The sequence below is a fragment of the Sphingomonas sp. EU05-FHT14C10 genome (genome assembly GCF_058790595.1).
Genome location: NZ_JBYTEN010000014.1, coordinates 39754 through 61327, shown reverse-complemented (window position 1 = coordinate 61327; position 21574 = coordinate 39754). Strand labels below are relative to the sequence as shown.

Annotated in this window: 17 protein-coding genes, 1 tRNA gene and 2 pseudogenes; 15 read left to right on the top strand and 5 right to left on the bottom strand. The window is 66.2% G+C overall.

All coding sequences use genetic code 11. The annotated features are described in order from the left end of the window. Nucleotides 1–15 precede the first annotated feature (15 nt). The 3 genes from AC3WT0_RS13955 to AC3WT0_RS13945 form a co-directional block, all read right to left on the bottom strand. Entirely contained in the window at nucleotides 16–1821 is a 1806-nt protein-coding gene (locus AC3WT0_RS13955; protein ID WP_492754002.1) for an IlvD/Edd family dehydratase, read from the bottom strand. Beyond that, complete coding sequence (locus AC3WT0_RS13950; protein WP_492754001.1) at nucleotides 1814–2995, bottom strand: aldose epimerase family protein; 1182 nt, start codon at nucleotides 2993–2995, stop codon at nucleotides 1814–1816. Before AC3WT0_RS13950 ends, AC3WT0_RS13955 begins: the two co-directional genes overlap by 8 nt. Nucleotides 2996–3111: 116 nt before the next feature. After that, nucleotides 3112–3885 carry a FadR/GntR family transcriptional regulator gene (locus AC3WT0_RS13945; RefSeq protein ID WP_492754000.1) on the bottom strand — a complete coding sequence of 258 codons (774 nt, stop codon included), beginning with the start codon at nucleotides 3883–3885 and terminating at the stop codon, nucleotides 3112–3114. A 149-nt stretch (nucleotides 3886–4034) separates the two neighbouring features. On the opposite strand from AC3WT0_RS13945, the gene araD1 reads away from it, so the two are divergent. Then, nucleotides 4035–5027 carry an AraD1 family protein gene (gene araD1 / locus AC3WT0_RS13940; RefSeq protein ID WP_492753999.1) on the top strand — a complete coding sequence of 331 codons (993 nt, stop codon included), beginning with the start codon at nucleotides 4035–4037 and terminating at the stop codon, nucleotides 5025–5027. Beyond that, nucleotides 5024–5956: a Gfo/Idh/MocA family protein gene (locus AC3WT0_RS13935; RefSeq protein ID WP_492753998.1), complete on the top strand. Its 933-nt coding sequence runs from the start codon at nucleotides 5024–5026 to the stop codon at nucleotides 5954–5956. The genes araD1 and AC3WT0_RS13935 overlap by 4 nt, the downstream gene beginning before the upstream one ends. Before the next feature lie 11 nt (nucleotides 5957–5967). Here AC3WT0_RS13935 and AC3WT0_RS13930 read toward each other — a convergent pair whose 3' ends face one another. Continuing rightward, nucleotides 5968–6990 (bottom strand): AraC family transcriptional regulator, encoded by a 1023-nt coding sequence (locus tag AC3WT0_RS13930; RefSeq protein WP_492753997.1) that lies wholly within the window; start codon nucleotides 6988–6990, stop codon nucleotides 5968–5970. Between the two features lie 132 nt (nucleotides 6991–7122). Here AC3WT0_RS13930 and AC3WT0_RS13925 point away from each other — a divergent pair, with 132 nt between their 5' ends. The 11 genes and pseudogenes from AC3WT0_RS13925 (at nucleotide 7123) to AC3WT0_RS13875 (ending at nucleotide 19233) form a co-directional block, all read left to right on the top strand. Beyond that, on the top strand, nucleotides 7123–8445 hold the full coding sequence (locus AC3WT0_RS13925; protein ID WP_492753996.1) for an acyl-CoA dehydrogenase family protein: 1323 nt from the start codon (nucleotides 7123–7125) through the stop codon (nucleotides 8443–8445). A gap of 92 nt (nucleotides 8446–8537) precedes the next feature. Then, nucleotides 8538–9752, top strand: coding sequence for a thiolase C-terminal domain-containing protein (locus AC3WT0_RS13920; RefSeq protein ID WP_492753995.1), 1215 nt, complete (start codon nucleotides 8538–8540; stop codon nucleotides 9750–9752). Beyond that, nucleotides 9749–10864 (top strand): annotated as a pseudogene (locus tag AC3WT0_RS13915) (AMP-binding protein); the annotation flags it as partial. The gene AC3WT0_RS13920 and the pseudogene AC3WT0_RS13915, both read left to right, overlap by 4 nt. After that, on the top strand, nucleotides 10853–11380 hold the full coding sequence (locus AC3WT0_RS13910) for an AMP-binding enzyme (RefSeq protein ID WP_492754046.1): 528 nt from the start codon (nucleotides 10853–10855) through the stop codon (nucleotides 11378–11380). The pseudogene AC3WT0_RS13915 and the gene AC3WT0_RS13910, both read left to right, overlap by 12 nt. A gap of 11 nt (nucleotides 11381–11391) precedes the next feature. Next, nucleotides 11392–12501 (top strand): saccharopine dehydrogenase family protein, encoded by a 1110-nt coding sequence (locus tag AC3WT0_RS13905; RefSeq protein WP_492753994.1) that lies wholly within the window; start codon nucleotides 11392–11394, stop codon nucleotides 12499–12501. 117 nt (nucleotides 12502–12618) lie between these two features. Continuing rightward, nucleotides 12619–15216, top strand: coding sequence for a TonB-dependent receptor (locus tag AC3WT0_RS13900; RefSeq protein WP_492753993.1), 2598 nt, complete (start codon nucleotides 12619–12621; stop codon nucleotides 15214–15216). Between the two features lie 17 nt (nucleotides 15217–15233). Then, complete coding sequence (locus tag AC3WT0_RS13895; RefSeq protein ID WP_492753992.1) at nucleotides 15234–16007, top strand: SDR family NAD(P)-dependent oxidoreductase; 774 nt, start codon at nucleotides 15234–15236, stop codon at nucleotides 16005–16007. After that, on the top strand, nucleotides 16004–16471 hold the full coding sequence (locus tag AC3WT0_RS13890) for a DUF3237 domain-containing protein (RefSeq protein ID WP_492753991.1): 468 nt from the start codon (nucleotides 16004–16006) through the stop codon (nucleotides 16469–16471). Before AC3WT0_RS13895 ends, AC3WT0_RS13890 begins: the two co-directional genes overlap by 4 nt. A gap of 17 nt (nucleotides 16472–16488) precedes the next feature. Beyond that, nucleotides 16489–17277, top strand: a complete 789-nt coding sequence (locus AC3WT0_RS13885) for a DUF1295 domain-containing protein (RefSeq protein WP_492753990.1) — start codon at nucleotides 16489–16491, stop codon at nucleotides 17275–17277. After that, nucleotides 17277–18260, top strand: coding sequence for an acrylyl-CoA reductase (NADPH) (acuI, locus tag AC3WT0_RS13880; RefSeq protein WP_492753989.1), 984 nt, complete (start codon nucleotides 17277–17279; stop codon nucleotides 18258–18260). Before AC3WT0_RS13885 ends, acuI begins: the two co-directional genes overlap by 1 nt. 222 nt (nucleotides 18261–18482) lie before the next feature. Then, nucleotides 18483–19233 (top strand): annotated as a pseudogene (locus AC3WT0_RS13875) (IS5 family transposase). Between the two features lie 136 nt (nucleotides 19234–19369). Here the strand turns inward: AC3WT0_RS13875 and AC3WT0_RS13870 are convergent. After that, a tRNA-Ser gene (locus tag AC3WT0_RS13870) sits at nucleotides 19370–19460 on the bottom strand. Nucleotides 19461–19553: 93 nt separating this feature from the next. On the opposite strand from AC3WT0_RS13870, the gene AC3WT0_RS13865 reads away from it, so the two are divergent. Beyond that, complete coding sequence (locus AC3WT0_RS13865; RefSeq protein ID WP_492753988.1) at nucleotides 19554–20432, top strand: peptidylprolyl isomerase; 879 nt, start codon at nucleotides 19554–19556, stop codon at nucleotides 20430–20432. 7 nt (nucleotides 20433–20439) lie between these two features. Continuing rightward, nucleotides 20440–21573 carry an NAD(P)/FAD-dependent oxidoreductase gene (locus tag AC3WT0_RS13860; protein ID WP_492753987.1) on the top strand — a complete coding sequence of 378 codons (1134 nt, stop codon included), beginning with the start codon at nucleotides 20440–20442 and terminating at the stop codon, nucleotides 21571–21573. The last annotated feature ends 1 nt before the right edge of the window (nucleotide 21574 follow it).

The window sequence follows — 21574 nt, the reverse complement described above, 5'->3', positions numbered from 1 at the left end:
CGCACCTAGTCCAGTTCAATGATTATCGCGCGGCACGCCCATCGTCTGCGCGATGCGCTGATATTTCTCCGCGCCTTCGAGGATCGCGCCCGTCTCCATCTGCCCGACGACCGCGCGCTGCATTTCCTGCCAGGGCGTCTGCGACGGCGGATAGCGATAGCCGCCCGCGGCTTCCAGCGTCCGCCGCCGCGCCGCCAGCTCGCCGTCCGCGATCAGCACGTCCACGGTCCCGCGCCTCAGGTCGATGCGCACCCGGTCGCCCGTCTCGAGCAATGCCAGACCGCCCCCCGCCGCCGCCTCGGGCGAGGCGTTGAGGATCGACGGCGACCCCGACGTGCCCGACTGGCGCCCGTCGCCGATGCAGGGCAGCGCATGCACGCCCTCGGTGATCAGATAGGCCGGCGGCCGCATGTTCACCACTTCGGCCGCGCCAGGATAGCCGATCGGCCCCGCGCCACGCATGAACAGCAGGGTCGCGGGCGTGATGCCGAGCGCCGGATCGTCGATGCGGTGATGATAATCCTCCGGCCCGTCGAAGACGACCGCCGGCCCCTCGAACGCATCGGGGTCCTGCGGGTTGGACAGGTAGCGCGCGCGGAACTCCTCGGAGATCACGCTGGTCTTCATGATCGCGGCGTCGAACAGATTGCCCGACAGCACGAGGAAGCCCGCCTCCTCCTTCAGCGGCGCGTCGAAGCGCCGGATCACCTTCTCGTCCTCGATCTGGGCGTCGCGGCAATTCGCGCCGATCGTCCGGCCGTTGACCGTCATCGCCTGCTCGCGGATCAGCCCTTCGCCGATCAGCTGCGCGACCACCGCCGGCACGCCGCCCGCGTGATAATAATCCTCGCCCAGATATTCGCCCGCCGGCTGGAGATTGACGAGCAGCGGCACCTTGTGCCCCACCGTCTCCCAATCCTTGAGCGGCAGGTCGACGCCGACATGGCGCGCAAGGGCGGCGAGGTGGATCGGCGCGTTGGTCGATCCGCCGATCGCCGAGTTGACGACGATCGCATTGTGGAAGGCGTCGATCGTCAGGATATCCGAAGGCTTCAGATCCTCGGCCACCATTTCGACGATGCGGCGGCCGCTATGATAGGCTGCCTCCTGCCGGTCGCGATAAGGCGCGGGGATCGCCGCCGATCCGGGCAGCATCATGCCCAGCGCCTCGGCCAGGCTGTTCATCGTCGTCGCCGTGCCCATCGTGTTGCAATAGCCGGTGGACGGTGCAGAGCTCGCGACCAGCTTGATGAACTGCGCGGCGTCGATCTCGCCCGCCGCCAGCATCTCGCGCGCCTTCCACACGATCGTCCCCGATCCGGTGCGCTCGCCCTTGTGCCAGCCGTTGAGCATCGGGCCGACCGACAGGGCGATCGCCGGGATGTTCACCGTCGCCGCAGCCATCAGGCAGGCCGGCGTCGTCTTGTCGCAGCCGGTGGTCAGCACCACCCCGTCGATCGGATAGCCGTAAAGCGCCTCGACCAGCCCAAGATAGGCAAGATTGCGGTCGAGCCCGGCGGTCGGGCGCTTGCCCGTCTCCTGGATCGGGTGGACCGGAAATTCGATCGCGATGCCCCCGGCCTCGCGAATGCCTTCGCGGATGCGCTCGGCCAGCACCAGATGATGGCGGTTGCAGGGCGAAAGATCGCTGCCCGTCTGGGCGATGCCGATGATCGGCTTGCCCGACTGCAGTTCCTCGAGGCTGAGGCCGAAGTTCAGATAGCGCTCCAGATAAAGCGCGGTCATGTCGATATTGTCGGGATTGTCGAACCAGGCGCGCGAACGGAGCTTGGTGTTAGGCATGTCGGTCTTGTCAGTCATTGTCGGCGCCTGCGGAGGCCGCTGTCGAGAAGCGGTAGATGATGATGTTGCGATAGGTCTGGCCCGGATCGAGGCGCGCCGATCCGAAGGCGGGCTGGTTGGGCGTGTCGGGGAAAAGCTGGGGCTCGAGCGCCAGCCCGTCGCCCTGCCGATAGGCAAGTCCCGATTTGCCGACGGCACTGCCGTCGAGGAAATTGCCGGTGTAGAACTGCACGCCCGGCTGGTTGGAGAGGATCTCCATCACCCGGCCGCTCCTGGGGTCCTCGACGCGCGCCTGCAGGCGCGGCGTGTCGCTCACGGTCCGGGCGATCACGAAATTCTCGTCATAGCCCTGCCCGAAGACGATCTGCGGATCGCGCGCGTCGCGGATGCGCGCGCCGATGGCGGTCGGTCGGCGGAAATCGAAGGGCGTCCCCGCCACCGCGCGAAATTCGCCGGTCGGGATCAGCGTGGCGTCGACGGGCGTCGTGGTCTCGGCGGGGATCGTCAGCCTATGGTCATAGACATCATGCCCGGCCGCTTCGCCCGCCAGGTTGAAGAAGCTGTGATTGGTGATGTTGACGATCGTCGGCTTGCTCGTGGTCGCCTTATAGTCGACCGAAAGCTCGTTCCTGTCGTTGAGGCTGTAGGTCGCCGTCACGTTCAGCGCACCGGGATAGCCTTCCTCGCCGTCGGCACTGACATAGGTGAAGGTGACGCTCGCCTGCGCGCCGCCGCTCGCCTGCGCGCCGCCGCTCACCCGCTCGACGCTCCACAGCCGCTTGTCGAAGCCCTGCACGCCGCCGTGCAGCGCGTTGGTCTTGTTGTTGAGCGCGAGCGTGTAATTCGTCCCGTCGATCGTGAAATGCCCGCCCTTGATGCGGTTGGCATAGCGCCCCACCGTCGCGCCGAAATAGTTGGGCGCTTCGATATAGCCCTTCATATCCTTATAGCCGAGCGTCACGTCGGCCACTTTGCCCGCGCGGTCGGGCACCGACAGCGCCTGGATGATCGCGCCATAGCTGATCAGCGTGACGCTCATGCCGCTGGCATTGGTCAGCGTGACCGCTTCCACGGCGCGCCCGTCGGGCAAGGCGCCGAACGGCGCACGCCGCGCCCCTGCGGCATGGGCGCCCGTCGGCGCCGTCGTGGAGACGATCATCAGGAATGCCGAAAACGCATGCGGCCAGCTCATCCTCATTCTAGTCTCCTCCCCATAAGCTCATGCGCCCGCCGCTTGCTATGGCCGGCGGCGTCGCGATTGCCCCCCCAATACTCTGACTACAAACGGAGGAGCAAGCCCGGAGGCGATCAGCCCTGCGGCGTAAGGGCGGCGCGCGTGTCCTCGAGCGCCAGGTCGATCAGCGCGCGCATGGCGGTGCTGGCCGCATCGGGGTCGCCGGCCACGATCGCATCACAGACGCGGGCATGGTCCGGCACGGCGTCGCGCGGCAGGGCGCGCAGCCGCTGCTTGAACTGCGTCGTCCAGCTCACTGCCGCGCCGATGCTCGCGCTCAGCGTCACCACCGCCTCGTTGCGCGTAGCGTTGAGCAGCGCCTCATGGAAATCGCGATCGGCCGCGCGCCCCGCCTCGGTCGCCAGCGTGTGCCGGCGCATCTTGGCGAGCGCATCCTTCAGCGCCTTGATGTCGTCCTTGTCGCGGCGCTCGGCGGCCAGCCGCGCCGCCGCCGGCTCGACGATCGCGCGCAGCTCGAACAGATCCCGGATGAAATCGACATTGGGCTCGCCCGCGAACGCCCAGGCGAGCACGGTGGGATCAAGCAGGTTCCAGCGCGTCCGGGGCAGTACGCGGGTGCCGGCCTTGGGCCGGCTTTCGACCAGCCCCTTGGCGGTCAGCACCTGCACCGCCTCGCGATAGGCGCTCCGCGATACGTCGAGCGCCTCCGAATTGGCCACTTCGCCGGTCAGCCGCTCGCCGGGCGCGATGCGCCCCGAAACGATCGCGGTGCCCAGATAATGGGCGACCGCGCCGCGCAGCCGGCGTCCCGAGCCGCGGGGCGCCTTCGTCAATCCGTCATCCAGCAAACCAGGCGGAATCGATGCGTCCTTCCGCTGCGACGGCATCCCCTTGCGTCTCCTACTTGCCCCTTGTCCGATGGTGCAGTCTTAACAGCGCGTCGCGCGCAGGCAACGCACGATTGCCTTCGTCTTTACAGATGAATATGTCGGACTAATAGGCCCCAAAAGGCCGCTTTGGGTATGGAGAGCGAAGAATGGCGTTCCGACTTCTGCAATATCGCGCCGGTGACGGCGCACGGCGTGTGATCGCCGCGCGCGACGATCGGGCGGGCTTCGTCGTCGGTTTCGCCGATACGCGCGCGCTCGCGCTCGCGGCGATCGGGAGTGGACGCACGCTCGCCGAGACCGTTGAAGCGGCTGGCGTCGAAGGCGATGTCGATCTCCCTGCCGCGCTCGAGGCCGGCCGCCTGATCGCCCCGATCGATCACCCGGATCCCGCGCATCTCATCATGACCGGCACGGGGCTGACCCATCTCGGCTCGGCCGAGGGACGCGACAAGATGCACCGCGATGCCGCGGCCGCTGCGCACCAGACCGATTCGATGCGGATGTTCCTCGAAGGCGTCGAAGGGGGGAAGCCGGCACCCGGCCAGGCCGGGCAGCAGCCCGAATGGTTCTACAAGGGCGATGGCTCGCAGCTCGTCGGGCCGGAAGCGCCGCTCAGCATGCCCGCTTTCGCGCAGGATGGCGGCGAGGAGCCGGAGCTTGCGGGCATCTATCTCATCGGGCCGGACGGCGCGCCATATCGCCTCGGCCTCGCGCTCGCCAACGAGTTCAGCGATCATGTCACCGAGCGGCACAATTATCTCTGGCTTGCCCATTCCAAGCTCAGGCAGGCCTCGCTCGGCCCCGAAATCCTCGTCGGTCCCCCGCCGCAGGATGTACGGGGCACCAGCCGCATCGTCCGCGACGGCGCGACGATCTGGGAAAAGCCTTTCCTGTCGGGCGAGGCGAACATGTCGCACAGCCTCGCCAATCTCGAGCATCATCACTTCAAATATCCGCTGTTTCGCACCCCCGGCGACATTCATGTCCACTTCTTCGGCACCGCCACCCTGTCGTTCAGCGACGGAATCCGCACGCAGCCAGGCGATCGTTTCGAGATCGAATCGAAACCCTTCACGCTCCCCCTGCGCAATCCCCTCGCGCAAAATGCTGATGTCACCGTGATAACCCAGCAGCTATGACCGCCAGTCCGATCCGCATCGCGGTCGTCGGCATGGGCAAGATCGCGCGCGACCAGCACCTCCCAGCGATCGCCGCCAATCCCGCCTTCGCGCTCGCCGCGACGGTCAGTCCGCATGACTCAGGCGTCGATGGCGTGTCGCATTTCCGCAGCCTCGACGAATTGCTCGCTTCGGGCGCCGCGATCGACGCGGTCGCGCTGTGCACGCCGCCGCAGGTTCGCTACGGCCTTGCGGCCGCCGCGATCGCACGCGGACTCCACGTCCTCCTCGAGAAGCCGCCCGGCGCGACGCTGTCAGAGGTCGCAGCACTCGAACGGCTGGCGTCGGCCAGTGGCGTCTCGCTGTTCGCAAGCTGGCATTCGCGCCACGCGGCAGGCGTCGCCCGCGCCCGCGACTGGCTGTCCGACCGCGAGGTGAAGCGCGTCTCGATCGTCTGGCGCGAGGATGTCCGCGTATGGCACCCGGGCCAGGCGTGGATCTGGCAGCCCGGCGGGCTCGGCGTCTTCGATCCGGGGATCAACGCCCTGTCGATCGCGACGCATATCCTGCCCTCGCCTTTCTTCCTGACCGGCGCGCTGCTCAAGATGCCGGCCAATCGCGAAGCTCCGATCGCTGCCGAACTGCAATTCAGCGACAGCAACAGCGCGCCCATCACGATGGACCTCGACTGGCGGCAGACCGGCCCGCAAAGCTGGGATATCGAGGTTGCGACCGACAATGGCATGCTTGCACTATCGCGGGGAGGCGCAGCGCTTACGCTGCCCGGCGAAACCCTGAGCGGCGAGGACCGGGAATATCCGGGCCTCTATGCGCATTTCATGGCGCTGATCGCCGCACGCCGGAGCGACGTCGACATAGCCCCGCTCCGCCTCGTCGCCGATGCGTTCCTGCATGGCCGGATCGAGACCGTTTCGCCCTTCCACGACTGAAGCAGGTCGCCTCAGCGCGGACGCTGGCGGTAAGTCATGGGCGACAGGCCGGTCCAGCGCTTGAAGGCACGCGAGAAGCTGGCGGTTTCGGCAAAGCCGAGCATCTCGCCGATCGACTCGATCGACAGGTTGGAGCGGTCGAGCAGATAGGTGGCGCGTTGCTGGCGAACCTGGTCGAGCACGTTGCCGAAGCTCAATCCCTGCTGCGCGAGCCGGCGGTTGAGCGTTCGTTCGGACACTGAGAGCTGGGCGGCGGCCTCCGCCGCCGAAGGGAATTTGCGGTTCGAGCGGACCAGCATGGCATAGAGGCCGCCCACCATGTCGTCGCTGATCTGCGCTTCGCGGATCAGGCGTTCGCAAAGCTGCTGGTATGTTTGCTCGAGCAGCGGACTCGCCATCGGCAGCGCCATCTCCCCCGCACCCGGTGCGAACAGCCAGCGCGAGACGGGCGCGCCGAAGCGCACGGGCACGCCCAGCGCCGCGCTGTAGTCCATCGTCTCGAAACGCGACGACAGGCGCGTCTCGATCGCCTGCAGCGGGAAGGGCTGGCGCATGTCGCGCAGGAACATCGTCGCCGATCCGAGCGCGCGGACGAGGCAGAAGTCGCGCAGCGCAGGATCGATCAGCGAGTCGTCCGCTTCCATCGCGGTCAATTCACCGGCTTCCTCGGTCAGCCGATATTGCAGCAGCGAGTAAGTGAGCGCCTGGAAGGCGACGAGCACTTTCAGCCCTTCGTGGATCGTCCCTGCCGACAATACGGCGAGCCCCAGGGGACCATAGGTCATCAACCGATAACGCAGCCCGATGCGGAACCAGATTTCGGGCTGGTCCTTCGTCGCCAGCGCAAATTGTTCCTGGAAGTGCAATTCTTGCAATCCCGAGACCTCGCCCTGCGGATCCCCCGCCAGCACCGGATCGATCCCCGCCACGCGGAGGAGAGGTGCGGGATCCATCCCCGATTCCAACAGCATGGCGGCCATCAACCGCACGCTCTGATTGGGCAGGCGCATCGAGGAAATGAATTCGAGCTTCATGGCGCCAGTCGAGCATGCGTGGCGGGAAAAGTCAAAAACTTGGCGGATAGCGACATTCCATAGTGACTTGGCGTCTGCTCAATTGACACTGTACCCGATCACCAAAAGACGGGGCGACAGGAGATGGATGGCGTGAACGAGCAGACTTCCCTCGGCAACATATCCTCGACTCCCGTGGATGGTCCCCTGCCCTTCGCCTTGTGGGATTCCGATCCGCACGTGACGCTTGGCCAGCTTGGTGCGGAACCGCCGCTGCCGGGAATCGTCGGCGAGCTTCAGCAGTCGCTCCACGGCTTCGCGCAGAAGGTGATGCGCCCCATCGGCACCGAGCTCGATCGGCTCACCGCCGAGCAGGTGGTCGACGGCGGTTCGCGCTTCTGGGAGTTCCGGCAGGGCTTCATCGATCTCGGCATCGACATGGCGACGCTCGCCTCCTTCTCGCCCGAGGAAATGCCCTACGCCTTCAGCGTGCTGTTCGAGGAGATGGGCTGGGGCGATTCCGGGCTCGCCATCTCGGCCGGCGCGGGACTGCTGCCGCATTATATGGCGATGCGCTTCGGCAATGATTTTGTGCAGCGCACCTATCCCGAGACGCTGCTCGGCTGCTGGGGGATCACCGAGCCGGATCGCGGAAGTGACTCCATCGATCCAGGCCGTCACGCGGCGCACGCCGCCGGCAAGCCCAATCGCCCCAATTGCATCGCGAAGATCAGCGACGGCAAGGTTGTGATCAACGGACAGAAGTCAGCCTGGGTCTCCAACGGGCCGGTCGCCGGACTGTGCATCCTCTATTGCGCGGCGGAGACCGAAGGCGGCTTCGATCCCGCGCGCGGTGCGGTGGTCGTCGTGCCGCTCGACGCACCCGGGGTGACGCGCGGCAAGCCGCTGGAGAAGATCGGCCAGCGCGCGCTGCCGCAGGGCGAAATCTTCTTCAACGACGTCACCGTCGACATCGATCATCTGCTCGTCGCGCCCGAGGATTATCGCAAGGGCGTCTACGCCATCCATTCTGAGGCCAATGCATTGATGGGGTCGACCTTCGTCGGCTGCGCGCGCGCCGCCTATGAGCTGGCGCTCGACTATGCGCAGGAACGCAAGCAGGGCGGGGTGCCGATCATCCGCCATCAGGATGTCCAGCGCCGCCTGTTCCACATGGCGCGCAAGGTCGAGGCATCGCGTGCGCTTGCACGCCGCGTCACGGCGTTCAACATGGGCGCGCCGGTCCCCGCGCTGCAGGCGGCGATGTTCTCCAAGACGACATCCACCCAGCATGCGCTGGAGGTGACGAGCGACGCGATCCAGATGTTCGGCGGCAATGGGCTGACGCGCGAATATCCGGTCGAGAAATTGTTCCGGGACGCTCGCGCGTCGCTGATCGAGGACGGTTGCAATGAGATCATCGCGATCAAGGGGGGCGTGATGCTCGCCGATCCCGAGCGGCTGCACGCGCTCTAGGGACGGCGGACCATCGTCAGGGTTGAAACGGCGTCCGGACGCGATCCGGGCGGAGGAAAGCTGCGGCCGGCGCAATCGCCGGGGGAGACGAAATGAAGCAGGATGCCATCATCGCCGGGGTCGGCATGACGCGCTTCGGCAAGCATCTGGACAGAAGCCTGTCCAGCCTGGCGCATGAGGCGATCGGCGCGGCGCTGGCCGATGCCGGGGTCGAGGCGCACGAGATCGAGGCCGCGTGGGCGGGGACGGCGGCTGCGCCGCTCGTCACCGGCCAGACGCTGATCGCCGGGCAGGCGATCCTGCGCGGCATGGATATCGGCCGCATTCCCGTGATCAATGTCGAAAATGCCTGCGCCACTGCGTCTACCGCATTCCAGCAGGCGTGCACGATGGTGACGCTGGGTGTGCATGACGTCGTCCTCGCCTTCGGGGTCGAGAAGCTGTTTCACCTCGACAAGGCGAAGAGCTTTGCGGTCTTCACCGGCGCCATCGACGTGGAGCATGCCGACGAACTGCTGACCTATGTCGCGGAAGGGCAACCCGCCGAGGAGAACGAAGGGCGCCAACGCTCGCTGTTCATGGACATCTATGCGCGCATGGCCCGCGACTATTGCGCGCGAACCGGCGCGACGGCTGCGCATTTCGCGCGCGTCTCCGCCAAGAACAGCCGTCACGGTCACCTCAATCCGCTCGCCCAGTTCACCGACGTGATCGACGAGGCGGCGGTGCTTGCCGCGCCGATGATCTCGGCGCCGCTCACCCTGCCGATGTGCTCGCCGCTCGGCGACGGCGCGGCGGCGGCGGTGATCGTGTCGCCACGCTTCGCGCGCGAACGCGGGATCGCGGCGCCGGTGAAGGTGCTGAGCTCGCTGGTCGCCAGCGCGTTCGAGCCCGCGCCCGGAGAACCCGGCATCACCGCATGGGCCGCGCAGCGCGCCTATGAGCTGGCGGGGATCGACCCGCGCGACATCGACTGCGTCGAGCTTCACGATGCGACCTCGCCTGCGGAGCTCATCTGCTACGAGGCGCTTGGCCTGTGCGCGCCGGGCGACGGGCCTGTGCTGCTCGACAGCGGCGCGACCGAGCTGGGCGGGCGCGTGCCGGTCAATCCTTCGGGCGGGCTGGTGCGCAAGGGGCATCCCATCGGCGCGACCGGGCTGGCGCAGATTTATGAACTGACGACCCAGCTTCGCGGTCGCGCCGGCAACCGGCAGGTGGCCGGCGCGCGGCTGGCGGTCGCAGAGAATGGCGGCGGCTTCCTGGGGCGTGACGCGGCGGCGGTTGCCATGACGGTGCTGGCCATATGACAGTGCCCTCCCCCAACCCCCTCGATCGGACGCCGGTCGCGCTGGTCGAAGCCGGTTGCGCGCGCGATCCCGACGCGCCGACCTTCACTTTCGTCGATATCGGCCGCGACGGGGCGTTGATGGAAACAACGCGCAGCTATCGACAATTGCGCGACCGTGGCGATCGTTTCGCCGCTGCGCTCGCGGCCGAGGGCATGGCTGTGGGAGACAGCTTCGCGCTGTTGATGCCCAACGACCCCGAATTCGTCGAAGCGATGATCGGATCGGAACTGGCGTCTACGGTGTTCGTGCCGATCGACCCGCGCACGCGGGGCGAGCGGCTGATCTATATGCTGCGCTTCACCGAAGCACGTGGTGCCGTGGTCAGCCCGGATGCGCTGCCCGCGCTCGCCGAGGTAGCGGACGCCGCGCCGACGCTCGAATGGCTGTGGGTGCTGGGCGAAGCCGAACCTGCGGCGGTCCGCAGCCTGCGCATCAGCCGCTATGCCGATGCGCTGGCCGCCGCTGGGGCGCCTCCCGCCTGGTCCGGCCCCGATCTCGAACGGCCGATGCAGTTCCTCTTCACCTCGGGCACCACAGGCGATCCCAAGGCAATGCTGGCGCCTTATGCGCGCTTCGCGACCGTTGCCGGCTATGGCCCGCTGATCGGGATGCGCGACGACGACAAGCTCTACACGGGCCTGTCGCTCACCCATGCCAATGCGCAGCTGGTGACGCTCGGCAACGCCTTGTCGATGGGGTTGCCGCTGGTGATCAGCCGCCGCTTCTCCAAGTCGCGCCTGTGGGACATCGTGGCGCGTTATGGCTGTACCTATTTCAACCTGCTCGGTGGGATGACGGTTGCGATCTTCGCCGAGCCGCCGGCGCCGCACGATCGCGGGCACGGCGTCCGCATGATCCTGAGCGCGGGGATGCCCGCCAGCATGTGGCGCGATTTCGAGGCGCGCTACGGCGTGCGTATCTGCGAATTCTATGGCGCGGCGGAAGGTGGGCTTTCGCTCAACCCGCCCGATACCGGGCCGGTGGGCTCGGTCGGCAAGCCGCCGGCGGGCTGGATCTGCGCGATCCTCGACGCCGACGACAATGAGCTGGCTGCCTCGATGCTCGGCGAGATTTGCTTCCGCCCTGAGAAAGGCAGCGTTCCCGCCGTGCAATATTGGCGCAACCCCGAGGCGTCGGCGGCCAAGACGCGCGGCGGCTGGTTCCGCACCGGCGACATCGGCTACAAGGACGCGGACGGCTGGCTGTTCTTCTCGCATCGCGACGGATCGGCGATCCGCCGCAACGGCGACTTCGTGAACCCCGGCCAGATCGAGACCGAGGTCGCGGCGATGGACGGCGTTGCCGACGTCTACGTCTATGGCGCGGCCACCGCCGACAATGCGCCGGGCGAGCGCGAAGTGGTCGCGGCGATCGTGCCGACCCCGAATGGCATCGACCCGCCCAGCGTCTTCGCGCGCTGCCGCGACCGGCTGGGATCGACGGCGATGCCCTCGATCATCCAGATCGTCGACGAGATTCCCAAGACCGCGTCGGAGAAGCCGATCGACAGGCATCTTGTCGCAATGCTGCAGGCAGGCGACGCTCGGCTGTTCGGCCCCGCCGGGCCGCTAAAGATAAGATTCTAAGGGAGAAGCAGATGACTGCACCAGTGATCATTTACGGGGCGAGCGGATATACGGGTAAGCTGATCGCCTGGCATCTGGCGGAGATGGGCATCCCCTTCATCGCGGCCGGGCGCAGCCTGGCGCGGTTGGAAGAGCAGATGGCGCTGGTGCCCGAGCTGAAGGGCGCCGCCTATGAATGCCGCGCCGTCGATCATGATGTCGATGCCCTGACCAGGCTCTTCACCGGGGCCAAGATCGTCTACAACGTCGCCGGCCCGTTCACCCAGCTTGGCCAGCCTGTCGCCGAAGCCGCGCTGGCGGCCGGATGCCATTATCTCGACACGACAGGCGAAGCCGACTGGATGCGCATTCTACGCGACGAATATGGCGCGCGCTACGCCGCCAAGGGCCTGCTCGTCGCGCCGGCCACGTCATACATGTGGGCGGCGGGCAATATTGCGGCGGAGATCGCGCTCGAGACGCCGGGCATCGACTCGCTGGACATTCTCTATCTGGCGGATTCGGCGACCAGCGTCGCTTCCACCAAGTCGTTCCTGCGCATGTGCACGCGCCCGCAATATTATATCGAGAACCGCGCGCTGGCGCTGTGGCCGATGGCGACTGCTTATCAGGTGACCGTGCCCGATGCGCACCGCCTGTTCCGCGCGCTGCCCTGGTCGGGCGGGGGCGAGCCTGTGTGGTACGAAGGCGATGCGCGCGTGCGCAACTGCATGACGATGGTCGCTTTCCGCAATCCGCTGATGTTCGACGCCGTCATCAAGACGCTCGAGGATTTCGAGAAGAATTATCGCCACCTGCCAGACGATGAGCAGGAGCTGGTCTGCAACAGGCTGGGCGGCGAGATGACCACGGTCGAGCCGGGACGCGAGGATCCCGACGTCAATCGATCGATCATCTCTTGCATCGGCCGCGGCAACACCACCGGCGTGCGCGCCGTGCTGCGCGGCAATTCGCCTTATATCCAGACGGGCCTGCTCGCCGCCGAGGCATGCCGCCGCATCCTGCGTGGCCAGCTGCTCGCGGCAGGCTTCCAGTCGCCGACAAAGGCGATCGGCGCGCGCAACATTCTGAACGTGTGGGCCGAGCATGGCTACCACAGCTGGGAAGCACAGGAGATTTGAGCTTCACGCCCCACGCAAGGGGCGACGGAGAAAAGTGACGCAAAGGCTCCGGCCGCCGGGCGCAAGCCGCCCGGCGGAAGGGAGGGTCGCGCGCAAAAAACAAGGAAGGAGAGGATCATGGGAGGGATCAAGATGGAACGGGCGGTTCTGCTTTGCGCAGCATCGCTGATGGCGCTGAGCGGTGCGCCGCTGTTCGCCCAGGAAGCGACGCCGGCGGCCGATGCGTCGGGAGGCCCGCAGCTCGGCGACATCGTCGTCACCGCGCAGAAGCGTTCGCAGAATCTGCAGGACGTGCCGGTCGCCGTCTCGGCGATCAGCAGCGAAGAGCTGGAAGCGCGCGGCATCACCGATACGTCGAGCCTGATGGGCACGCTGCCCAGCCTCCAGGTCACGTCGCCCTACGGCAAGACGCAGCCCAACTTCTCGCTGCGCGGCGTTTCCGTTGCCAATGAATTCTCCGCGTCCACGGCGTCGCCCATCGGCGTCTATGTCGACGAAGTCTATCAGAGCTTCCGCGCCAGCCACGGCCAGCAGCTCTACGATCTCGACCGGATCGAGGTGCTGCGCGGACCGCAGGGCACGCTCTACGGGCGCAACACCACCGGCGGTGCGATCAGCATCTTCACCAAGGGACCGAGCCTGCAGGATCCGCTCACCGGCTACCTGACGCTCGGCTATGCCAACTACAACACCAAGTCGGGCGAAGGCGCCGTGGAAGCGACGCTCGTCCCCGACCAGCTCGGCATCCGCGTCGCCGGCACCTTCGGCAAGGGCGGAGGCTGGATGTACAACCCCACGCAGCAGCGCCATGTCGGCACGACCAACAATTATGCCGGGCGCGCGACGCTGCGCTGGCGGCCGAATTCGGATCTCGACATTTCGTTGAAGGTCTATGGCGCGCGCGACAATCCGCTGGCGCCGACGGCCTATGCCGAAGGCCAGCTTGCCGGGCGCGCCGACGCGCTTGGCTATTCGCGCTTCGATCCGGCGTCCAACGGCGGAACGGCGCTCGGCCGCAACGAAGTCGCCTCCGACACCACCGGGCGCTATTTTTCGTCTTCCAAGGGCACGGCGCTGACGATCAAATATGACATCAACGATCAGTTCAACCTGACATCGATCACCGGCTACGATGTCGGCACCTATCGCAACGCGCCGTTCGATTGCGATGGTTCGCCCAACGATCTGTGCGCGATCCGCTATCTGTCGAAGAGCATGAACTTCAACCAGGATCTGCGGCTGACCTTCAAGAGCGACAAGCTGAATGTCGTCGGCGGCTTCTACTACGGCGTCGATCGGGTGAAGACGCACAACCAGCCCGATTTCTTCGGCGTCCTCCGCCCGCTGCTGCTGGGTGCAGGCCTGCCCGGCAGCTACAACAATGCCGCGATCGCGACGCCGGATTCGATCGGCATCCTGCCTGCCTTCGCGCTCAACCCGACGCTGCAGCCGACCGATCCGGGCTTCTGCGCGCCGGTCGTCGTCAATCCCAACGGCTTCCTCGATGCGCGTTCGCTCGTCGCGCTGCAGACCGACATCGCGCTCAACAATTCGGGCGGCGGCGGCTTCGGCGGGGCAGTTTCGGCGGCATGTCGCGCTGCCGGCGCGCCACCGTTCAGCCCGATCCTCGCCGATCAATATTACACAATCAAGCGGCCATCGAAGGCCATCTACGGTGATGCCAGCTATGACCTGACCGACAAGCTGACGGTCAGCATCGGGTTGCGCTACACATGGGACAAGGTCAAATATCTGAACGGCCGCACGACGCTGCTCGACCTCGCGGGCAAGAACATCGTCGCCAGCACCATTCCCTACACCTTCCCCTATGATCCCAATGCGCCGGCGGTGAACCAGTCGGAATCGGCGAACCGCCTCACCGGTCGCGCTAATGTCAGCTACAAGTTCACGCCCGAGATCATGGGCTATGTGAACTACAGCCGCGGCTATCGCAGCGGCAGCTTCAACGGGCTGGCCTATCAGGGGCTCAATCAGGTCTATTATATCCAGCCCGAGACGGTGAACGCCTATGAAGGTGGCCTGAAGATGCGGCTGTTCGACAAGCGCGTGCAGCTGAACCTCGCCGGCTTCTACTATGATTACAAGAACCAGCAGTTCACCCAGGTGATCGGCGCGACGACCTTCACGCGCAGCGGCAACGGCCGGCTGTACGGCGCCGAGGCGGAACTGGCGGTGCAGGCGCTGGACTCGCTGCGCCTCGATTCCTCGCTCGGCCTGCTCAACACGAAATATACCGGCAATACGATCAATCCGACCAATCCGAGCAGCGCCACGCTGCCGATCAACGGCAATCCTTTCCCCAACGCGCCCAAGATCACCTTCTCGGCGGGGTTCGACTGGGATGTGCTGCATACCGACCATGGCAAGCTGACGCTGCGTGGCGATACGTCCTACATGGGCAAATATTATTTCGACCCGTTCAAGAATTATGGCCAGACGCCGTGCGATCAGCCCGCGCCGGGCTTCAATATCCTGCAGGCGGGGTCGTCGATTGCCTGCGGCAATCCCGGATATTGGCTGTTCAACGGCCGGCTCACCTATAACACGTCGCGTTGGTCGGCGAGCGTGTGGGGCAAGAACATCACGAACAAATTCTATTATACCTACGGCCTCAACATCAACGTGTTCGGCCTCGACTATCTGAACCGTGGCACGCCGCGCACCTTTGGCGGTGAAGTGACCTTCCGGTTCTGAGCAGGGGAGAGGACGAGATGACGGGACTGAAGAACAAGGTCGCCATCGTCACCGGCGCGGCGCGCGGTATCGGCCGCGCGACCGCCGCCGCCTTCGCCGAGGCGGGGGCGACGGTGATCGCGACCGACCTGCTGGACAGCGAACTGGCGGATCTGGTGAAGCCGCTCGCCGATCGCGGGCTGAGGATCGAGGGCCTGCGGCAGGACGTGACCGACGCCGCCGCATGGCCCCGGCTGATGGCCGATGTATCGGCGCGCCATGGCGGCGTCGACATATTGATCAACAATGCCGGCATCGGCCGGATCGGGACGATCGAGGAACAGAGCCTCGACGACTGGCGCATCACCTATACCGTCAATGTCGAGAGCGTCTTCCTCGGCACGCAGGCGGCGATCGCCGTGATGAAGGCGCGGGGCGGCGCGATCGTCAACGTCGCGTCGATCGCGGGCAATGTCGGGGAGCCGCGGCTGGCGGCCTATAATGCCTCCAAGGGCGCGGTGAAGCTGCTGACGATCAATGCCGCGCTCCACTGCGCGAACAGCGGCTATCCGATCCGCGTCAATTCGATCCACCCCGGCTATACCGACACGCCGCTCGTCACCAACGCCATCGGCGGGATGCCGGAAGCGGAAGGGGCGGCCTTCACGGCCGAGATCATCGCCCATATTCCGATGCGCCGCCTTGCGACGCCGGAGGAGATTGCCGGGCCGATCCTGTTCCTGGCAAGCGATGCCGCGAGCTACATGACGGGCAGCGCGCTGATCGTCGATGGCGGGTATACGGCGGCATGAGCGCGCTCACGTCGCGGCATCTCTATGATGCCTTCGTCAGCCTTGCCCCGCCGATCGAGATCGGGCCGGGGCCGGAGGGACATCGCGCCATCTTCCCCATCGCAGACGGGACGGTGAAAGGGGAACGGATCAACGGGCGCTTCCTGCCGGTGGGGGCCGACTGGGCGCGCATCAGACCCGACGGATCGATCGCGGTCGACGTGCGCGCGACGATCCGGACCGATGACGACGCGCTGGTCCTCGTCACCTATGTCGGCCGTCTCGTTGCGCCGCCGGATATCCTGCCGGCGGTCCTCGATGTCGGCCGCGCCGAGCCGGTCGATCCGGCGCTTTATTATTTTCGCACGCTGGTGACGTTCGAGACCGCGAGCCCGGCTTATGCCTGGCTCAACGCGGTCTGCGCGGTGGGCGTCGGGCACACAGGCGTCGGCGGCGTCACCTACCGCGTCCACGAAATCGGCTGATCCGGAGGAGAAGGCAGGTGGTGACCACATCGATCGAGAATGGCGCGGCCGGGCGGCAGCCGGTACCGGGCTGGGCGGCATTCATGCTGCGCGTGCAGAGCCAGCTGATCTTCGAGGCCAAGGGCAGCCCGCGCATCAAGGTCGCCTACGCTGTCGATTTCCACAAGATCGTCACCGTCTTCATCATCTACGCGATGATGGTGGCGACGGGTAACTTCTCGACCGCAGCCTGGGTCTATCTCGCGCTCCACGGCAGCTATGGCTATTGCTGGATGATCAAGGATCTGGGCTTCCGCGATCACCAGCTCGATCGCACCACCGCCTGGTGGGGTGCGGTCAACATGTATGCGATGCTGATCGCCTGGTACTGGCTGATCCCCTGGTTGTTCCTGTCGCGGCATGTCGAGCCGTCCGGGCCGCTGCTCGCCGCCGCGATCGCGCTCCACACGCTGGGCGTCGTCACCATGATCGCCGCCGACGGGCAGCGCCACTTCACGCTCAAATATCGGCAGGGACTCTTCACCGGCGGACTCTACGCCTATACGCGCAACCCCAATTATCTCGGCGAGATCATGATCTATTCGTCCTATGCGCTGCTCGCCGCGCATTGGGCCGCGTGGGCGATCGTCGCCTATGCGACCGTCTCCACCTTCCTGCCGCGCATGTACCAGAAGGATCATGCGCTTTCCCGTCACCCCGGATGGGCGGCCTACAAGGCAAGCACCGGCATGCTCATCCCCTGGGGCCTGATCATGCTTCGCTCGCCCGCCGCCGATGCAGCCGCCTCCCAATCAAAGGACCAGTGATGTTCAAGGCGATCCTCCTCGAAAAGAACGACGCCGGACAATCGGCGCGGCTGGCGGACGTCGACGACGCGCAGCTGCCCGCAGGCGACGTGACGGTGCGCGTCGAATATTCGACCTTCAACTTCAAGGACGGGCTGCTGATCAGCGGCGCGGTTCCGCTCGTGCAATCTTATCCTATGGTGCCGGGCATCGACTTCGCCGGCGTGGTCGAAAGCAGCGACGACCGGCGCTGGTCGCCTGGCGACCGCGTCGTCATCAACGGCTGGGGGCTTGGCGAGCGGCACTGGGGCGGGCTGGCGCAGCGCGCGCGCGTAAAGAGCGAATGGCTGGTGCCGCTGCCCGAACGCTTCACCTCGCGGCAGGCCATGGCGATCGGCACGGCGGGCTACACGGCCATGCTGTGCGTCCTTCGCCTGGAAAAACACGGCATCACGCCCGCGTCGGGCGAGGTATTGGTGACGGGGGCAAGCGGGGGCGTCGGCAGCGTGGCGATCGCGCTGCTCGGCAAGCTCGGCTACCGCGTGATCGCCTCGACCGGCCGGCCGCAGGAGGCCGATTACCTGAAGGCGCTGGGTGCGGCCGAGATCATCGACCGCGCGACGCTGGCCGAAGCGGGCCCACCGATGCAGAGCGATCGCTGGGCCGCGGCGATCGATACGGCGGGCAGCCACACGCTGGTCAACGTCGTCGCCTCGCTGCGCTATGGCGGCATCGTCGCGGCGACCGGGCTGGCGCAGGGCGTCGACCTGCCGGCAACGCTTTACCCCTTCATCCTGCGCAACGTGACGCTGGCCGGGGTCGACAGTGTGATGCAGCCGATCGCTGCGCGCGAGGAGGCCTGGGCGCGGCTGGCGCGCGATCTGGATCCGGCGAAGCTCGACCGGATGACCGAGGAAGTCGGTCTCGCCGATGCCATCGCGCTGGCGCCCAAGATTCTGTCGGGCGCCATTCGCGGGCGGACGGTGGTGGACGTCAATCGATGACAGAATTGAATTTGAGCAGAATACTTACTTGTCCATATTTTATACAGCGGGATTTATTCGGCAATTTTTGTGCGCTGGCGTATCTGAGAAGTCTGCGTAACTGCCGTTGTGCAACGCCCGCTGCGCTAGGGTCAGGACCCATTGATATGATTGGGTTTGTGTGATTCAGGCTCCGAGAGGAGACTGGAATTAAGTGACCTGTATTGGCTGACGGACGAGCAGATGGCGCTGTTCGAGCCGTATTTTCCGAAGAGCCACGGCAAGCCGCGGGTTGACGATCGCCGGGTGCTGAGCGGGATCATCTTCGTCGATCGCAACGGGTTGTGCTGGCGCGATGCACCGAAGGACTATGGGCCGCACAAGCCTGTCCTGAGCTTGTCGAAGGGACGCTGTACAACCGTTGGAGGCGGTGGGGTGACAAGGGCGTGTTCCTGCGGATGATGGAAGGTCTGGCAGCGCCCCAGGCTTCGGAGCGCAAGACGGTGATGATCGACGCGACCTATTTGAAAGCCCACCGCACGGCATCGAGCCTGCGGGTAAAAAAGGGGATTATGGCCGCCTGATCGGGCGGACGAAAGGCCGCATGAACACCAAGCTTCATGCCTTGACGGATGCGAACGGTCGCCCGCTCAGCTTCTTCATGACCGCAGGGCAGGTCAGCGATTATATCGGTGCCGCCGCCCTGTTGGACGAGCTTCCCAAAGCCCAATGGCTGCTCGCCGATCGGGGCTATGATGCCGACTGGTTCAGGGACGCCTTGCAGGAAAAGGGCATCACCCCCTGCATCCCGGGCCGAAAATCCCGGAACAAGACCGTCAAATACGACAAACGCCGCTACAAACGCCGCAACCGCATTGAAATCATGTTCGGTCGCCGCAAGGACTGGCGACGGGTCGCAATCCGATACGACCGATGCCCAACCGCCTTCTTCTCTGCCATCGCCCTCGCCGCAACCGTCATCTTCTGGCTCTGATCAGTGGGTTCTGACCCTAGGCTCAATGGCCTGCTACCGCATTACCGCTGACACAAGAAAGTGTGGGGTATCTGGTGGGGTCATAGCGCCAGCAATCTCGCAATACGCTGGAAAATTTGACTTAATTACGAAGGACTGGCGGAGCGGGAGGGATTCGAACCCTCGATACGGTTTTGCCGTATACTCACTTTCCAGGCGAGCGCCTTCGACCACTCGGCCACCGCTCCGCATAGTCCTGGAAGGCGGCTCCCTAGTCGGTGTCGGCGGCGGGGGCAAGTCGCCCCTTCCGCTTGATCGCGCCGCGTGCCACACCGGCGCGCATGTCGATGCTCATCGCCCTCGCCCTGCAAGCTGCGGCGCACCAGTCCGCCGCCGGCGCTCCCGCCGCCCGTTCGCCCGCCGAGATCGTCGCCGCTGCGCCTGCGGGCGACTGGCGCGACATCGATCCTGCGGACCTGATCGTCCTCACCCTTGGCTCGGGCAAGGCGGTGACGATCCAGCTCGCCCCCGGCTGGGCGCCCGTCCATGTCGCCAATATCGAGGCGCTGGCCACCGCGCATTTCTGGGACGGGACCAGCATCAACCGGGTGCAGGACAATTACGTCGTCCAATGGGGCGATGCTGAGAGCACGAAGGCGCTGCCCGCCGGCGTGGTCGCGAAGCCGCCCGCTGAATATAGCCGTCCGCTTGCCGGCATCGGCTTCCGCCCGCTCGGCTATCCCGACGCTTATGCCAGGCAGACAGGGCATGCCGGGGGCTGGCCCGTCGCAACCGACGGCAAGCAGGCCTGGCTACCTCATTGCTATGCGATGGTCGGCGTCGGCCGCGATCTCGCGCCCGATACCGGCAATGGCAGCGAACTCTATGCCGTGATCGGGCATGGCCCGCGCCATCTGGAACGCAACATCGCCGCCGTGGGACGCGTGATCGACGGCATCGAGGCGCTGAGCGCGCTGCCGCGCGGCACCGCCCAGCTCGGTTTCTACGACAAGCCCGAGCAACGCGTCGCCATCGCCGCGGTCCGCCGCGGCACCGAAGGGCTGGCGATCCCGCGCTGGCAATATCTGGCGACCGACAGCGCCAGCTTCGCCGCCTATGCCGAGGCGCGCGCCAACCGGCGCGATGCCTTCTTCAACGTGCCCGCGGGCGGCGCGGATATCTGCAACGTCCCCGTGCCCGTGCGCCGCAAACCAGCCTGATCGCACCATGGCCGATGCCGATATCCTGATCCTCGGCGGCGGGATCGCCGGGTTGTCGCTTGCCTCCACGCTCGCGCGCGAGGCCGACATCCTGCTGCTCGAGGCGGAAGACGCCCCCGGCCATCACAGCTCAGGGCGGAGCGTGACCTTCTCGCATTTCGGCATCGGCAACGATGCCGTGCGCGCGCTGACGCGGCACAGCCGCGCCTTCTTCATCGATCCGCCCGAAGGCTTCGGCCAACTGAGCCGCCGCATGCCCGCCTTGTTCGTTGCCGACGACACCAGCCTCGACGCGCTCGACCAGCTTGAGGCGATCACGCGCGGGCTGTCTTCCGGGGTCGAGCGGCTCGATCCGGCGGGCATCGCCGCGCTTTGCCCGGTCGCGCGGACGGCCGACGGCAAGGTAGTCGCCGGCTTCGCCGATCATGACGGGCTGAAGCTCGACGGCGATGCACTGCTCCAGGGTCATGCCCGCGCGCTCCGCGCCGCCGGGGGACGGATCGAGACGCGCGCACGCGTCTCGGCCATCGCGCGCAAGGGCAACGCCTGGCAGGTCACGCTCGAGGACGGACGCAGCTTCACCGCGCCCATCCTCGTCAACGCCGCCGGAGCGTGGGCTGATCGCGTCGCGGCGTTGGCAGGCATCGCAACCCTTGGCCTCACGCCGCTGCGCCGGACGATCATCGTCGTCGATCCGCCGGCGGGCGCCGACATGACGGGCTGGCCCTTCCTCAAGAGCGTGGTCGATGAATTCTACCTGATGCCCGAGGGCGGGCGCCTGCTTATCTCGCCGGTCGACGAAGTACCCGACGAGCCGGGCGATGCCAGCCCCGACGATTATGACATCGCACTCGCCGCGCACCGGCTGAGCGAATGGACGACGATCGATCCGCCACGCAGCATCCCGCATCGCTGGGCGGGACTGAGGACCTTCAGCGCCGACCGCGTGCCGGTGGCCGGGTTCGCGCCCGACGCGCCGGGCCTCTTCTGGCTCGCGGGACAAGGCGGTTATGGGTTGCAGACCGCGCCGGCCATGGCCGCGATCGCGGCGGCTATCATCACCGGCGCGCCCTTCCCCGCGATCGACGGTGTCACGCCCGAACAGATACTGCCCGGCCGCCTCTCGCTCCCACGCGCCTGAA

What these genes read in the sequence shown, in the direction of transcription:
- AC3WT0_RS13905 (WP_492753994.1), top strand. Translation starts at nt 11,392, where the DNA reads ATGACTGCACCAGTGATCATTTACGGGGCGAGCGGATATACGGGTAAG.
- AC3WT0_RS13950 (WP_492754001.1), bottom strand. Translation starts at nt 2,995, where the DNA reads ATGAGCTGGCCGCATGCGTTTTCGGCATTCCTGATGATCGTCTCCACG.
- AC3WT0_RS13900 (WP_492753993.1), top strand. Translation starts at nt 12,619, where the DNA reads ATGGGAGGGATCAAGATGGAACGGGCGGTTCTGCTTTGCGCAGCATCG.
- AC3WT0_RS13955 (WP_492754002.1), bottom strand. Translation starts at nt 1,821, where the DNA reads ATGACTGACAAGACCGACATGCCTAACACCAAGCTCCGTTCGCGCGCC.
- AC3WT0_RS13930 (WP_492753997.1), bottom strand. Translation starts at nt 6,990, where the DNA reads ATGAAGCTCGAATTCATTTCCTCGATGCGCCTGCCCAATCAGAGCGTG.
- AC3WT0_RS13920 (WP_492753995.1), top strand. Translation starts at nt 8,538, where the DNA reads ATGAAGCAGGATGCCATCATCGCCGGGGTCGGCATGACGCGCTTCGGC.
- AC3WT0_RS13945 (WP_492754000.1), bottom strand. Translation starts at nt 3,885, where the DNA reads ATGCCGTCGCAGCGGAAGGACGCATCGATTCCGCCTGGTTTGCTGGAT.
- AC3WT0_RS13935 (WP_492753998.1), top strand. Translation starts at nt 5,024, where the DNA reads ATGACCGCCAGTCCGATCCGCATCGCGGTCGTCGGCATGGGCAAGATC.
- araD1 (WP_492753999.1), top strand. Translation starts at nt 4,035, where the DNA reads ATGGCGTTCCGACTTCTGCAATATCGCGCCGGTGACGGCGCACGGCGT.
- acuI (WP_492753989.1), top strand. Translation starts at nt 17,277, where the DNA reads ATGTTCAAGGCGATCCTCCTCGAAAAGAACGACGCCGGACAATCGGCG.
- AC3WT0_RS13895 (WP_492753992.1), top strand. Translation starts at nt 15,234, where the DNA reads ATGACGGGACTGAAGAACAAGGTCGCCATCGTCACCGGCGCGGCGCGC.
- AC3WT0_RS13890 (WP_492753991.1), top strand. Translation starts at nt 16,004, where the DNA reads ATGAGCGCGCTCACGTCGCGGCATCTCTATGATGCCTTCGTCAGCCTT.
- AC3WT0_RS13910 (WP_492754046.1), top strand. Translation starts at nt 10,853, where the DNA reads ATGCTCGGCGAGATTTGCTTCCGCCCTGAGAAAGGCAGCGTTCCCGCC.
- AC3WT0_RS13865 (WP_492753988.1), top strand. Translation starts at nt 19,554, where the DNA reads ATGTCGATGCTCATCGCCCTCGCCCTGCAAGCTGCGGCGCACCAGTCC.
- AC3WT0_RS13860 (WP_492753987.1), top strand. Translation starts at nt 20,440, where the DNA reads ATGGCCGATGCCGATATCCTGATCCTCGGCGGCGGGATCGCCGGGTTG.